Annotated in this window: 15 protein-coding genes and 1 tRNA gene; 10 read left to right on the forward strand and 6 right to left on the reverse strand. The window is 71.1% G+C overall.

The annotated features are described in order from the left end of the window. The first annotated feature begins 54 nt into the window (after nucleotides 1–54). The 3 genes from JIG36_RS16425 to cutA are packed head-to-tail and all read left to right on the forward strand — an operon-like array spanning nucleotide 55 to nucleotide 2,698. On the forward strand, nucleotides 55–1,320 hold the full coding sequence (locus tag JIG36_RS16425) for an aspartate kinase (protein WP_203377132.1): 1,266 nt from the start codon (nucleotides 55–57) through the stop codon (nucleotides 1,318–1,320). Between the two features lie 8 nt (nucleotides 1,321–1,328). After that, nucleotides 1,329–2,384, forward strand: a complete 1,056-nt coding sequence (locus JIG36_RS16430; protein WP_203377133.1) for an aspartate-semialdehyde dehydrogenase — start codon at nucleotides 1,329–1,331, stop codon at nucleotides 2,382–2,384. After that, the gene (gene cutA / locus JIG36_RS16435; protein ID WP_203377134.1) at nucleotides 2,381–2,698 is read left to right on the forward strand and encodes a divalent-cation tolerance protein CutA; all 318 of its coding nucleotides are present in this window, start codon (nucleotides 2,381–2,383) and stop codon (nucleotides 2,696–2,698) included. The genes JIG36_RS16430 and cutA overlap by 4 nt, the downstream gene beginning before the upstream one ends. 220 nt (nucleotides 2,699–2,918) lie before the next feature. Here the strand turns inward: cutA and JIG36_RS16440 are convergent, their stop codons facing one another. The 4 genes from JIG36_RS16440 to pyrE all read right to left on the reverse strand — a co-directional run bounded on the left by JIG36_RS16440 (nucleotide 2,919) and on the right by pyrE (nucleotide 5,498). Then, nucleotides 2,919–3,668: a sulfite exporter TauE/SafE family protein gene (locus JIG36_RS16440; RefSeq protein WP_203377135.1), complete on the reverse strand. Its 750-nt coding sequence runs from the start codon at nucleotides 3,666–3,668 to the stop codon at nucleotides 2,919–2,921. A gap of 202 nt (nucleotides 3,669–3,870) precedes the next feature. Next, complete coding sequence (locus JIG36_RS16445; RefSeq protein WP_203377136.1) at nucleotides 3,871–4,620, reverse strand: hypothetical protein; 750 nt, start codon at nucleotides 4,618–4,620, stop codon at nucleotides 3,871–3,873. Then, nucleotides 4,617–4,931: a PadR family transcriptional regulator gene (locus tag JIG36_RS16450; protein WP_203377137.1), complete on the reverse strand. Its 315-nt coding sequence runs from the start codon at nucleotides 4,929–4,931 to the stop codon at nucleotides 4,617–4,619. Before JIG36_RS16450 ends, JIG36_RS16445 begins: the two co-directional genes overlap by 4 nt. A gap of 39 nt (nucleotides 4,932–4,970) precedes the next feature. Further along, on the reverse strand, nucleotides 4,971–5,498 hold the full coding sequence (gene pyrE, locus JIG36_RS16455) for an orotate phosphoribosyltransferase (RefSeq protein WP_203377138.1): 528 nt from the start codon (nucleotides 5,496–5,498) through the stop codon (nucleotides 4,971–4,973). 91 nt (nucleotides 5,499–5,589) lie between these two features. On the opposite strand from pyrE, the gene JIG36_RS16460 reads away from it, so the two are divergent. The 3 genes from JIG36_RS16460 to JIG36_RS16470 are packed head-to-tail and all read left to right on the forward strand — an operon-like array spanning nucleotide 5,590 to nucleotide 9,321. After that, nucleotides 5,590–6,750 (forward strand): FIST signal transduction protein, encoded by a 1,161-nt coding sequence (locus tag JIG36_RS16460; RefSeq protein ID WP_203377139.1) that lies wholly within the window; start codon nucleotides 5,590–5,592, stop codon nucleotides 6,748–6,750. Nucleotides 6,751–6,753: 3 nt separating this feature from the next. Then, nucleotides 6,754–8,961, forward strand: coding sequence for a putative bifunctional diguanylate cyclase/phosphodiesterase (locus tag JIG36_RS16465; RefSeq protein WP_203377140.1), 2,208 nt, complete (start codon nucleotides 6,754–6,756; stop codon nucleotides 8,959–8,961). Between the two features lie 60 nt (nucleotides 8,962–9,021). Continuing rightward, nucleotides 9,022–9,321: a hypothetical protein gene (locus tag JIG36_RS16470; protein WP_203377141.1), complete on the forward strand. Its 300-nt coding sequence runs from the start codon at nucleotides 9,022–9,024 to the stop codon at nucleotides 9,319–9,321. A 109-nt stretch (nucleotides 9,322–9,430) separates the two neighbouring features. On the opposite strand, the gene JIG36_RS16475 is transcribed toward JIG36_RS16470, so the two are convergent. Beyond that, nucleotides 9,431–10,393, reverse strand: coding sequence for a hypothetical protein (locus JIG36_RS16475; RefSeq protein WP_203377142.1), 963 nt, complete (start codon nucleotides 10,391–10,393; stop codon nucleotides 9,431–9,433). Between the two features lie 67 nt (nucleotides 10,394–10,460). Next, nucleotides 10,461–10,913, reverse strand: a complete 453-nt coding sequence (locus tag JIG36_RS16480; RefSeq protein WP_203377143.1) for a GatB/YqeY domain-containing protein — start codon at nucleotides 10,911–10,913, stop codon at nucleotides 10,461–10,463. A 26-nt stretch (nucleotides 10,914–10,939) separates the two neighbouring features. On the opposite strand from JIG36_RS16480, the gene JIG36_RS16485 reads away from it, so the two are divergent. The 4 genes from JIG36_RS16485 (at nucleotide 10,940) to JIG36_RS16500 (ending at nucleotide 13,851) form a co-directional block, all read left to right on the forward strand. After that, complete coding sequence (locus tag JIG36_RS16485; protein ID WP_203377144.1) at nucleotides 10,940–11,848, forward strand: metallophosphoesterase; 909 nt, start codon at nucleotides 10,940–10,942, stop codon at nucleotides 11,846–11,848. Between the two features lie 72 nt (nucleotides 11,849–11,920). Next, a tRNA-Pro gene (locus JIG36_RS16490) sits at nucleotides 11,921–11,997 on the forward strand. A gap of 246 nt (nucleotides 11,998–12,243) precedes the next feature. Beyond that, nucleotides 12,244–12,750, forward strand: coding sequence for a hypothetical protein (locus tag JIG36_RS16495; RefSeq protein WP_203377145.1), 507 nt, complete (start codon nucleotides 12,244–12,246; stop codon nucleotides 12,748–12,750). Between the two features lie 21 nt (nucleotides 12,751–12,771). Beyond that, the gene (locus JIG36_RS16500) at nucleotides 12,772–13,851 is read left to right on the forward strand and encodes a Gfo/Idh/MocA family oxidoreductase (RefSeq protein WP_203377146.1); all 1,080 of its coding nucleotides are present in this window, start codon (nucleotides 12,772–12,774) and stop codon (nucleotides 13,849–13,851) included. Nucleotides 13,852–13,853: the final 2 nt, after the last annotated feature.

Consider the following 13,853-nt stretch of genomic DNA (forward strand, 5'->3'; position numbering starts at 1 on the left):
GGCGATTGTCCTGACCGGCGCCGCCGGTACGTACAGCCGGAGGATTGGTTCGCCGTGGCACTGGTGGTGCAGAAATACGGTGGTTCGTCGGTCGCGACCGCCGAGCGGATCAAGCGTGTCGCCGAGCGCATCGTCGACGCCCGCAAGGCCGGTGACGACGTCGTGGTCGTGGTCTCCGCGATGGGCGACACCACCGACGAGCTGATGGATCTGGCCAACCAGGTCAGCCCGCTGCCGCCCGGCCGCGAGCTCGACATGTTGCTCACCTCGGGCGAGCGCATCTCGATGGCGCTGCTGGCGATGGCGATCCACAACCTCGGCTACGAGGCCCGGTCCTACACGGGCTCCCAGGCCGGCGTGCTCACCACCTCGGTGCACGGCAAGGCCCGCATCATCGACGTCACCCCGGGCCGCCTGCGGGGCGCGCTCGACGAGGGCGCGATCGCGATCGTGGCCGGCTTCCAGGGCGTCTCGCAGGACACCAAAGACATCACGACCCTCGGGCGCGGCGGCTCCGACACCACGGCCGTCGCCCTGGCCGCGGCCCTGCACGCCGACGTCTGCGAGATCTACACGGACGTCGACGGCGTCTTCACGGCCGACCCGCGGATCGTTCCCGACGCGCAGCACATCAAGCAGATCACGTACGAGGAGATGCTCGAGCTCGCCGCCGGCGGGGCGAAGGTGCTGATGTTGCGATGCGTGGAGTACGCACGCCGTTTCAAGGTGCCCATCCACGTACGCTCGTCTTACTCGCAGAAGCCCGGCACCATGGTCACCGGATCGATGGAGGACCCTTCCGTGGAACAAGCGCTCATCACCGGTGTCGCGCACGACCGGAGCGAAGCGAAGATCACGATCGTCGGCGTGCCCGACGAGCCCGGCGCGGCCGGTCGCATCTTCAACACAGTGGCCCAGGCCGAGATCAACATCGACATGATCGTCCAGAACGTGTCGACCGAGGGCACCGGGCGCACCGACATCTCCTTCACCCTGCCGAAGGCCGACGGCCCGACCGCGATGGCCGCCCTCGACAAGATCAAGGATCAGATCAAGTTCAAGAGCCTGCTCTTCGACGACCACGTGGGCAAGGTGTCGCTGATCGGCGCCGGCATGCGGTCGCACCCGGGCGTGGCCGCCTCGTTCTTCGCCTGCATCGGTGAGGCCGGCGTCAACATCGAGATGATCTCCACCTCCGAGATCCGGGTGTCCGTGGTCTGCCGCGACAGCGACCTCGACACCGCGGTGCAGGCCGTGCACGACCAGTTCGAGCTGGGCGGCGGCGAGCAGGCGGTGGTCTACGCGGGCACCGGCCGGTAACCCCGGTCATGGCGCAGCCCACGCTCGCCGTCGTCGGGGCCACCGGCTCCGTCGGGACGGTCATGCTCGAGCTGCTCTCCTCCCGGCGCAACGTCTGGGGTGAGATCCGGCTGATCGCGTCGTCGCGGTCGGCCGGCAAGGTGCTGACGTGCCGGGGCGAGCAGCTCACGGTGGCCGAGCTGACCCCCGAGGCGTTCGACGGGGTCGACGTCGCGATGTTCGACGTGCCCGACGAGGTGTCGCTGCAGTGGGCGCCGATCGTGGCGTCCCGCGGTGTCACCGTGGTCGACAACTCGGCCGCGTTCCGCATGGATCCCGAGGTGCCGCTGGTGGTGCCCGAGGTCAACCGCGACGCCCTGCGGCACCGCCCACGCAACATCATCGCCAACGCCAACTGCACGGTGATGGCCATGATCATGGCGATCGCGCCGCTGCACCACGAATACGGCCTGCGCGAGCTGGTGCTGGCCTCCTACCAGGCCGCCTCGGGGGCCGGGCAGGTCGGCGTGGACACCCTGCACGACCAGCTGAGCAAGGTGGCCGGCGACCGGCTGCTGGGCTCGCGGCCGGGCAACGTGCGCCAGGCGGTCGGCGACGACCTCGGCCCGTTCCCGGCGCCGCTCGCGCTCAACGTGGTGCCGTGGTCGGGCGGGCTCGAGCCGCTGGGCTGGTCCTCCGAAGAGCTCAAGCTGCGCAACGAGTCCCGCAAGATCCTGGGGATTCCGGCGCTCAAGGTCTCGGCCACCTGCGTACGGGTCCCGGTCGTCACCGGCCACTCGATCGCCGTGCACGCGGTCTTCGGCTCCGAGGTCGACGCCGAGGGTGCCCGTCAGGCGCTGCGCAACGCACCCGGCGTGATCCTGGTCGACGACCCCGAGGCGGGCGAGTTCCCGATGCCGATCGACGCCGTCGGCACCGACCCGTCGTGGGTGGGCCGCATCCGCCGCGCCATGGACGACCCGCGCGCCCTCGACCTGTTCGTCACCGGCGACAACATGCGCAAGGGGGCCGCCCTCAACACGGTGCAGATCGCCGAGCTGATCGCCGCCGAGCTGTCCAAGTGACCGACGTCGTCGAGGTCGTCATCACCGCCGCCGACGCGGACTGGCTGGCCGCCTTCACCCGTCGCCTGGTCGACGACCGCCTCGCCGCCTGCGGCCAGCAGATTGCCGCGATCCGCTCGATCTACCGCTGGGACGGCGAGGTGCAGGACGACCCCGAGGCCCGGGTGGCCCTGCACACCCGGGCCGACCTGGTCCCGCGCATCGTCGAGAGGGCCAACGCCGAGCACCCGTACGACGTCCCGTGCGTCCTGGCGATGCCGGTGCTCGCGGGCAACCCGGCCTACCTCGACTGGGTCCGCCAGCAAACAGCCTGATTCCCCCGTACGCCTTCACGGCCACGCACCGAACGAAGCCGCTGCCCCGCGCGCCCACGCTGCGCTACCTCGTGCCCGCCGATTTCGCTCGGCGCTTTACGTCGGCCCGTTTCGCACGCGCCCGCCTGCTTTGTGCCGGCCCACTTCGCCCGGCCCCTTTTCGCGCGCGTCCGCTTTGCGGTTGTGTGCCGTTCGCCATCGTTCGTGGCCCCGGTGCGGCTCAGCGGCCGGCGCGCCACCACAGGTAGGCGGCCAGGCCGAACGCGGCGACGGCGATCGCCACGCGCAGCGGCCGTTCCGGGAGGCGGCGCACCAGCATCGGTCCCAGCCAGCTGCCCAGCAGGCACCCCACCGCCATCAGCCCCGCGGCGGCCCAGTTCACCGGTGCGACCAGGGCATAGATGATCGCGGCGGCCAGGTTCGAGGCGCCCAGCGCGATGCTCTTGATCGCATTGGACACCGGGAGCGGCTCGGTCGCGGCCACCGTGAGCACCGCGAGCATGAGCACGCCCGCGGCCGCGCCGAAGTAACCGCCGTAGACGCCGATCAGCAGGACCGCTGCGCTCAGGGCGGGTGCCGACAGCGACCGGTGCCCGGCCCACCGCCGCAGCTGATCGCGCATCAGCAGCAGCAAGGCCCCGAGCGCGACCAGCGCCGGCACGATCCGCTCGAACGTCGACGACGGCGTGGCCAGCAGCAGGACCGCGCCGGCGAGCCCGCCCACCGCGGCCGCCGCGCACAGCCGTAGCAGCCGTTGTCCGTGGCCTCGCAGCTCCGGCCGGGCCCCGATCGCCGTGCCCGCGGTGTTCGACAGCAGGGCCACGGTGTTGGTGACGTTGGCGGCGATCGGCGGGATGCCCACGGCCAGCAGCGCGGGATAGCTCACCAGCGAGGCGAGCCCGGCCATGGATCCGGTCAGTCCACCCCCGACCCCACCGGCCACCAGCACGAACGCATCGCTCACGAGCACCCGGCCACGCTATTGACCAGCCGGGCCGGCCGCGACGACGGACGTCACCCGGGTAGCTCAGCTCACAGCCCAACCGCCCCAAACGCGGGACGGCACCGCCGCGACGGGAAGCAGACGCGGGCGGCGCCGCCGGGACCGGAAGCAGACGCACGCGGCACTGACGCGACGGGAAGCAGACGCGGGCGGCGCCGCCGGGACGGTGTCAGACGCGGGAGCGGCGCAGGGCCAAGCCGGCGCCGAGGGCGAGCGGCACGACGACCAGGGCCAGACGACTCGCGGCAAGGCCGAGGACCAGGACCGGGTCGTTGCCGGGCAGATAAGCCACCGCCTGCACGACCGAGACGGCGAGAGTCAACCCGACGGCGAGCACCAACCGCTCGTCCACCGCGGCCCACACCACCACCGCCGCCGCGATCAGCAGCAACGGCCAGCCGGCCAGGGCGGACGGCATCGTCGCCGCGAGCGCCAGCAACGGCGGCAGCGGACTGCGGACGGGCGTACGGGGGCCGGGAACGGCCAGCAGCACGGCGGCCAGCCCGCAGGCAGTCACGGCCCGGGGGTCGCCCAGGTCGGCGGCGCCGAGCCCGAAGGCGGCCGCGGCCAGCAGGGGAGCGGGCACGCGCCACCCGGCGCCGACCGCGACGGCGGCGAGGGCGGCCGCGGTCAGAGACAGAATCAGCACGGTGGACGCCGGACGGCCGGTGGCGATCTCGATCGCGGTGCCCACCAACTGGATGACCAGCAGCATGAGGGCCGCCGCCCGGGCCGCGTAGAGCCACTTCACGGCGAGCGGCTGGTCGCTGCCGAACCGGGCCCGCAGGCCGCCGAGCGCGAGCGGCACGACCTCGCGGCGCATCGGGCGACCGGCCTCGAACAGCACGTCGAGCATCTCGTCGCGCGGGTGACCGGCCGGATAGAGACGCAACAGCGCCGGATAGACCCGCCCCTTCACGCCGTGCCCCCGATCAGGCGCGGCTTGAGAACGACGCGGGCCGCCTCGGCCATCCGCGTGGCCTCGGCCTGCAGGGCCGAGCGGCCGCCGGGGGTCAGCGCATAGTGCCGGCGGGCCCGGCCGTTGACGACCTCTTCGCGGGCGACCTCGATCAGGCCTTCCTTGGTCAGGCGGTCGAGCGCCTGATAGAGCGTGCCGGTGGCCAGGCTGACCCTTTCCTGGGACAGCTCGGCCACCCGGCTCATGATCGCGTAACCGTGGCCGGGCTCATGCTGCAGCGCGGCCAGGATGAAATACGTCGGCTCCCTCACGGAGACAACATATGTCCATGACTTACATATGTAAAGAAGTTACTCGGCGGCGGCCTCGAGGTCGGCCCGGTTCAGCAGGGCCCGCAGCGTGATGCCCTCGGCCGAGAGGGCCTGCGCGCCGCCCTCCTGACGGTCGATCACACAGAGCGCGTGGTCCACATGCGCGCCGAGCTTGCGCAGCTCGCCGGTCGAGATGACGACCTGGCCGCCCGAGGTCACGACGTCCTCGACGACCAGCACACGGCGGCCGGCGACCTCGGCGCCCTCGGCCAGCCGCGCCGTGCCGTACTTCTTGGCCTCCTTGCGGACGAACGCGGTGGGCAGTTTGGCGTGCCGGGCGAGCGCGGTCACCACGGCGATGCCGCCCATCTCGAGGCCGGCCAGCACCTCGGTGCCCTCGGGGATCAGCACCGCCATCTGCTCGGCCAGCCGGTCCAGCAGTTCCGGGTCGGCCTCGAACTGATACTTGTCGAAGTACTCGTTCGCGATGCGGCCCGAGCGCAGGGTGAACTCGCCGGTCAGCCGGCTCACGGCGCGGACCTGCCGCGCAAGGTCAGAAGCAGTCACGGGACCAAGCCTGTCAGGCCGTTCACGGACACCGGACGGCACCCCACACGCAACCACTCAGCAACCGACAAACCGTGCCGATCAGAGGATCATGCAGACCAACCCGCACCGGTGGTTCGGCGTGGGCCAGAGCAGCGCGGCCGACTCGCGTAAGGCGGGGGCCGAAGCGGCGGCCGAGGCGATCGGCGGACGCGAGGCCAAGGCAGTCTTCGTCTTCGCGTCGGTCTCGCACGACCTGGCGGAACTGCTCCGGGGCGTACGGATGGAGGCCGGGGCCGACGCCGAGATCGTCGGCGCCACCACCATGGGCGAGATGGGCAGTGCCGGAGTCACGAGCGGCGGGATCTCGGTTGCGGCCCTGGGCGGCGACGGCTTCACCGTGCAGACCCGCGCGGCCCGCATCGACCGGGCCCACCCGCGTGAGGCGGGCGCGGCGGTGGCCGAGGCCCTGCACGACATGGACGATGAGCACAAGGTGCTGATCATGTTCGCCGACGGCCTGACCGGGCAGCCCCACGAGATCGTGCGCGGGGCGTACTCGTCCATCGGGGCCAGTGTGCCGCTGGTCGGCGGGTTCGCGGCGGACGACCGGAACTTCAAGGCGACGTACCAGTTCTATGGCGACGAGGCCCACACCGGCGCGGTGGTCGGGCTGGCGCTCGGCTCGGACGGGCCGATCGGCATCGGCGTCGCGCACGGCTGGCGGCGGATCGAGCCACCGATGATCGTTACCAAGGCCACCGGCCCGCACATCTACGAACTGGACGGCGAGCCCGCACTCGACGTGCTGCTGCGCCGCAACAACTTCGACGGTTCGGCCGAGGAGTTCTTCGACCGCGGACGCAGCCTCCAGCCGCTTGGCCTGTCGCGGCGAAGCGGCGAGGACATCCGGGTGATCCACTCCGGCGACGACGAAGCCCGTACGGTCTGGGGCACCGCCGACGTGCCGCAGGGCGCGCTGGTCTGGCTCATGGAGGGTGACCGTCAGTCCCTTCTGGACGGCGCCGCCTGGTCGTGCACCGAGGCGGTGGCCCGGCTCGAGGGCCTGCCCCCGCTCGGCGTGCTGGCGTTCGACTGCGGCGGCCGGCGGGCCGGGCTGATCGAGGGCGGTCTCGAGCAGGAGATCCAGGCCATGCGTACGGCGTTGAGCGACGCCCCGTTCGCCGGCTTCTACACGTTCGGCGAGATCGCCCGGGTCCGCGGCGCTCTCGGTACCCACCACCTGACCCTCGTCACGCTGGCCCTGGCCTGAGCCATGCCCAGCTGGTCGTCGCACCTCCTCACCGAGTACTTCGCCGCGGTCAACGCCGCCGCCGACGAGGACTCGGCGATCAGAAGCGCGGTCGAGCGGGCGACCGAGATGGTCGAGGCCGAGGTGGGCGCGGTGGTGCGCGAGGGCCGGATCTTCGGGGCGTACGGCTTCGGACCGGTTGTCCCCGAGGCCGCGCTGCACGAGGTCGCCGCTGGGCAGCCGCTGCTCACCGTCCCGTACGTGGGGGAACTTCACGCCGTCAGCAATCCGCTGGGTTCCGAGACCGGTGACGCGCTGATCGTGGCCCGGCTGGCCGAGCCGTTCGATCCGGCGGAACGTCAGATGCTGCAGGGCATGGGGCAGGTGCTCGGACTCGCCCTGCGCAGCATCCGCGTGCTCGCCGCGGAACGGCACCTGCGCGCCGAGCAGGAGCAGCAGGCGACCTCGGCCCAGACCCGGCAGCGGCTGGTCGAGTCGCTGCTCACCATCCAGCGGGCGATCTCGGCCCGGCGTCCGCTGCCCGAGATCCTCGACGCGGTGACCGGCGGTGCGGCCGAGCTGCTGGGCGGCGCGACGGTCACGTTGATGCTGGCCGAGGGCGGCCCGGACCGCCGGCTGACCGTCGCCTTGAAACACGGCGAGGACGAGTCGCCCCCGGAGAGCCTGGCCCGCGCGGCGATGGCGGGTGGTGCGGTTCTCGTACGCCCGGACGGCGCCGGCTGGATGATCGCGGCCCCGGTGCGGGTCACCGGCGAGATGGCCGGCAGCCTGGTCGCACACCTGCCCGGAGTGGCCGGTCGGCAGACCGAGCAGCGTGATCAGCTGGCCGCGTACGCCCAGCAGGTGAGCCTGGCCCTGACCGACGCGCGCACGGTCGAGGCGGTGCGTGAGGCCCACCACGACCCGATCACCGGGCTGCCCAACCGGGCGCTGTTCCTCAAGATCCTGAACCGGGTTCTGGCCTCGCGGGTCACCGACGCCGACCCCACGAGCGTGCTCTTCATCGACCTCGACCGGTTCAAGGCGGTCAACGACAGCCTCGGCCACGACGCCGGCGACCAGCTGCTCGCGCTCGTCGCCCGGCGGCTGCGCGGGTGCGTACGGGCGAGTGACACCACCGCGCGGCTGGGCGGCGACGAGTTCGCGGCGCTGCTGCACGACTCCCCGGCCGAGGCCGCCGAGGCGGTCGGCGAGCGGGTCGTGGCCGCCATCAAGGAGCCGTTCCGGGTGGCCGGGCGCGAGATCTTCATCGGGGCCAGCGTCGGGGTCGCCATCTCGCGCGAGTCCGGGCAGGAGTCGAAGGAGCTGCTGGCCAACGCCGACCTGGCCATGTACCGGGCCAAGAAGGACGGTCCGGGCCGGGTGCTGGTCTATCAGCCGTACATGCACGCCGAGGCCCTCGACCGGCTCAGCCTGCGCGGCGACCTGCAGCGGGCGCTGCGCGACGGCGAGTTCCGCCTGCAGTACCAGCCGCTGATCCGGCTGGCCGACGGGCGCGCGGCCGGGGTCGAGGCGCTGATCCGCTGGAACAGCCCGACCCGCGGGTTCGTCTCGCCGGTCGACTTCATCCCGATCGCCGAGGAGTTCGGGCTGATCGTCGACATCGGGCAGTGGGTGCTCGAGACCAGCGCCCTCCAGGTCGCGAAGTGGCGGCGCGACTTCCCCGACCTGGGGCTCAACGTCAACGTCTCCGGCCATCAACTCGTACACCCGCGCTTCGCCGACAACGTGATGCGGGCGCTGGCCATCGCCGGGCTGCCGTCGAGCGCGGTCACTCTCGAACTGACCGAGTCGGTGCTGATGAGCGAGCCCGACCTGGGCAAGTCGGCACTGAACGTGCTGCGCGGGCTCGGGGTGCAGCTCTCGATCGACGACTTCGGGACCGGCTACTCGTCGCTGGCCTACCTGCGCGAACTCCCGGTGGACGAGCTGAAGATCGATCGGGCCTTCATCGCGCGGGCCGAGCTGACGGCCGAGGATCTCGCCTTGGTCCGTACGATCGTCGAGCTCGCGCAGATCCTCGGCCTGCGCGTGGTGGCCGAGGGGATCGAGAACGCGGCCCAGTTGTCGGCGCTGCGTGGCCTGGGGTGCGGCTACGGGCAGGGCTACCACCTGTGCCGGCCGACCGATCCGGAGTTCATGCCTGATCGACTCGCCGATGCGCAAGTCGAGTCACCCGTTGGCGTACTTGATCACCGCTCTACCGCATGAGCCATGCTCTAGGGGTACTTTTCGGCTAATTGGTACATATGCCCCGGAAGGAAAATAACGGTGACACCCTTCGCGTTGCTCTTCCTGCTCGCCCTAGCCGGCTCCTCGTGTTTCGCCCTCGGCCGGGCTCTCGGCCGTGGCGAGCGCTACGAGAAGGGGTACCGCGAGGGTTTCCGTGACGGCGAGACCGGCTCCCTGGCCCGGGCCGCGCGCCTCATCCAGCTCAACGACCGGCCGGCCATCGCCCCGGCGATCGAATCCATGCTCGGGCCGTACGCGGTGCCGCAGCAGCAGCTTCCCGGTCGCAGCGCGTCGCCGGCGGTCACGGCCGTCCCGGTGCGGCCACAGCTCGCGATCTAGCGTCCCTTTCCAAGCTTGCGGGGGTACGGCCTCAGGGCCGTACCCCCGTTGTGGTTCGTGCGCTCAGTTCAGAACCAGCTCGCTTGCCGGTTGAGGTTCAGCTCGCTTGTCAGTTCAGGACCATCTCGCGCAGGAACAGCGTGAACGCGACGCCGAGGGCCGTGCCGGCCAGCGACAGGATCAGGGCGAGTTTGGCGCGGCGCTCGCGGCGGATGAGCGCGACGACGGCGGAACCGACCGCGGCGGCGCCGAAGATGCCCGGCATGAACAGGACGGCCATAACGGCCAGGCCGAACGCCGAATGGCTGTAGATGTCGCCCTTCCCACCCTTGGCGGTGGCCGGGGCGTGGGGGTTGACCATGTAGGGCGGCGGCGCGGAGCCGTACTGGGGCGCGGGCGGGGTGTAGGGCGCGGGCGGAACGGGCGGGAAACCCTGAACCGCTGTGGCGTCCGGGCTCGGGGGTACGGCGTACGTGGGCGCTTGTTGCTGCGCGTACGAGGATGCGTGCTGTTCCGCGTACGTCGGGGCTTGTTGCTGTGTGTATTCGGGGGTCGGCTGCTGCGTGTACGCGGGGTAGCCGTTGACGACTGTCGCGTCCATGGCCGGCGTGGGTGCATACGGCTGGAACTCGGCCTCGGGCCGGTTGAACGTCGAAGTCGCGTCGGTGGCCCAGCTGGGCTGCGACGGCTGGTGTTGTCCGGTGGGCCATTGCTGTCCGCCGGACCACGCTGACTGTGGGGCCGCCACGGCGGGGTCCTGGGCGGCGCTCCACGACGGCTCGCCCATCGGGTCGGTGAACCGGGCGTGCTCGACCGACGGCTCGGCCGCCTGCCACGAGGCGTTCGGCGAGGACCACGAGGACTGCGGCGCCGTGGGCTGCGTCGACCAGCTGGGGGCCGGAGGCGCTGCCGGTGCCGTTTCCGGCGTCGGCCAGGCGGGCGGCTGCGGGGGCCATGCGGCCTGCGGCGCCGGTGACTGGGGCGGGGCCGGCGGGGGTGCGGCCTGATAGCCGCAGTTGCCGCACCAGCCGTTCGGCTGGACCGCGGCCGAGCCACAGTTCAAGCAGGTCATGGACGCTCTTTCCGGGGGAGGCGGGTCGATTGACGCAATCGACCCGCAACCCACGGACATGAGCCGATCAGCCCAGCTGTTTGCGCACCTCGGCCGCGACCCGGCCGCCCTCGGCCCGACCCGCCACCGCGGCCTGCGCGGCCTTCATCGCCGGGCCCATCTGGCCCTTGCCGGTGAATCCGCCGGCCGCGAGCGCACCCGCCACCAGCTCGGCGATCTCGTCGTCGCTCAGCTGCTTGGGCAGGTAACGCTCGATGACCTCGCCCTCGGAGCGCTCCTTGGCCGCCTGCTCGGCCCGCCCCGCGTCGGCGAACGCGGTGGCCGCCTCGCGGCGCTTCTTCGACTCCTTGCTCAGCACGGCGAGCACTTCGTCGTCGGTGAGGTCACGGGCCTCGGTGCCGGCGACCTCGGCGTTGCGCACGGCGGCCAGCGCCATCCGCAGCGTGGCCGTGGTGAGCTCGTCGCGGCCCTTCATCGCCGCGTGCAGATCATCGTTCAGGCGGTCTTTCAGCGTTCCCATGGACGGAGAAACTACCCTTGCTTTCCATGCGCAAGCGCTCCCTTTTCGCCCTGGGTTCCGGTGTCGTCGCCGCCGGGGCCGCCACCCTCGCCTACGCCTCGCTGGTCGAACGCAACATGTTCACGCTCCGGCGCTTCGACGTACCCGTGCTCGAACCGGACGCCGAACCGCTGCGCATCCTCCACCTCTCCGACCTGCACATGATGCCTGACCAGCGGCGCAAGCAGGACTGGGTGGCCGCGCTGGGCGGTCTCGACCCCGACCTGGTCATCGTCACCGGTGACAACATGGCCAACCCGGCGTCGGTCCCCGGCGTGCTGCGCGCCCTCGAGCCGCTGCTCCACGTGCCCGGCGCGTTCGTCTTCGGCTCGAACGACTACCGCGGCCCCCGCCTCAGGAACCCGTTCGCCTACCTCGTACGTCCGTCCTCGGAGTACGAGGAGGACCAGCTCAAACGCCCCAACCTGCCCACCGAGGACCTGCGCGCGGCCCTGGTCGACGCGGGCTGGGCCGACCTCAACAACGCCCGTACGGTGCTCAAGGCAGGCGGCCGCTCCATCGAGCTGGCCGGCGTGGACGACCCCCACATCAACCGCGACGACTACGAGTCGGTGGCCGGCCCCATCTCCCCCGGAGCCGACGTGCACCTGGGCGTCACCCACACCCCTGCTTCCCGCGTGCTGAACGCCACGGCCGCCGACGGCTTCGAGCTCCTGCTGGCCGGCCACACCCACGGAGGCCAGGTCTGCGTCCCGTTCTTCGGCGCCCTGACCACCAACTGCGACCTCCCGCTGAACATGGCCAAGGGCCTGCATCGCTGGCCGGCCTCCGACGCGTGGCTCCACGTCTCGGCCGGCCTGGGCACACACCCCACCGCCCCCGTACGCCTGGCCTGCCGCCCCGAAGCCTCAGTGCTCACCCTGATCCCACGCTGACCTGCGGTTTTACGGTTAGGGGGATACCGATTTCGCAGGAGCCCCGGCGTCGGATAGTATTTCCAGGCAGCTCGGGGTGTGGCGCAGCTTGGTAGCGCGCTTCGTTCGGGACGAAGAGGCCGTCGGTTCAAATCCGGCCACCCCGACCAGAGTTTGGCCAGTTGAGGGCCGGTCCACCGGAAACGGTGACCGGCCCTCAACTGTGTTCTGGCCCATGTGGGACGGCACGGGGCTTCGCGCTCGGTCGGCGAGCGTTCGCCAGCGCCCGCACGGCAACCCCGTGCCTTTTGCGGTGTCTCAAACCGTCTCGATTTTGTCTGTGGTGAAGCTCGCCGTTCGAAGCTGATGGCACGAAGGCGGCCACAGGGTGCCGCTGGAAAACACGGGGGCAGAAGATGCGTAAGGGAATGCTCGCGGGCGCGCTCACCATGGCGTCCATGCTCGGCGGTCTCATGGTTCCGGGCGCTGCGCTCGCCTCGGAATACTGCGACCCGCGGACCCGGGTGGTCACGAAGAAGGCCGGGTCGTACTTCCTGCCCAGCGCCACCAGATACAAGGACGGCCCGGGCGGGACGATCACCGCTTCCGTCACGCGGAGCGGCACGATCACGGGCACCGTCAACGGCTCCATGGAGGTCGGCCTGGCGGCGGTGGTGGCGTCGGCCAAGAGCACCATCAACGGTTCGATCAGTGGTTCCGTCGCCGTCACGACCGGTCACACCTACACCCGTGACATCGCCCCCAGGAAGTACGGCACCCTCACGTACGGCTCGTGGGGCTACAAGGCCACCTGGGCCAAGGTGCGGACCTATTCCAACTGCAACCAGCGGACGCTGGGGTCGGGCACCGCCAAGCTCCCGACTCGTGCGGTCGGCTGGAAGTACACCGAGTCTTCGAGCTGATCGGCGATCTAAAGTTCATCGATGACGACGTTCGCGCTTGTCGGGTTCGGGTTTCGGGCTGAGGCGTTCTTCCGGGTGGCCCGGGCGCTGGACGACGTCGTGTGTGTCGGGGCGGTGGTGCGGGAACCGGGGCGGCGGGTGCTTCCCGTGCCGGCTTTCGGGGATCTGACGGCCTGCGTACGGGAGGCCCGGCCGGATTTCCTGATCACCGGCGTCCCGAGAGCGGCCACCCCGGCCATCGTCGCCGAGGCGGTCGCCCAGGGGCTTCCGGTGCTGGCTGAGACTCCGCCGGCACCGGACCGGGACGGGTTGCGGGCGCTGTGGACCGCGGTCGGTGGGTCGGGACTGGTGCAGGTCGCGGAGCAATATCTCCTGATGCCCTCGCACGCGGCTCGTCTGGCCGCGGTGCGGTCGGGGATCATTGGCACGCCCACCCAGGTGCAGGTCTCGTCGACGCAGCAATATCACGCGATGTCGCTGGTCCGCGGGTTCCTCGGGGTCGGGCACGAACCGGCTGCGGTGCGGGCGGTGCGTACCGTCGCGCCTCTGCTCAACCCGCTCGACCGAGGCGGGTGGACCGACACCGATCAGCCCGAGCCGGCCACGACCACGATTGCGACGCTGGACTTCGGTCGGGGGCGCTCGGGCCTGTACGACTTCACCAGCAACCAGACACGCAACCTGCTGCGCTTCCGGCGCCTGCTGGTCCGGGGCACCCACGGCGAACTGCAGGACGACGAGATCGTGCACATGCCCGCCCCGCGGACGATCGCGCGCACGCCGCTGAGCCGGCGCCAGAGCGGCCACGACCTCGACCTCAACGGCCTCGACACCGAGACGATCACGCTCGACGGCGAAGTGCTCCACCGGAACCCGTACGTGGGAAGCCGCTTCAACGACGACGAGATCGCCACCGCGGCCCTGCTCGAGGCCATGGCCGCCTGGGTGCGCGGGGAAGGCCCACCGCCGTACCCGTTGGCCGAGGGCGCCCAGGACCACTTGCTGGCCCTGGCCGTCGACCAGGCCGCCGAAACCGGCCGCGAAATCATCACCAGTGTCGAGGCCTGGTCGCTCGAGTTCCCTAGCGGTACGACCAGCTGAGG

The organism is Paractinoplanes ovalisporus (genome assembly GCF_016834655.1).
GTDB lineage: Bacteria > Actinomycetota > Actinomycetes > Mycobacteriales > Micromonosporaceae > Actinoplanes > Actinoplanes ovalisporus.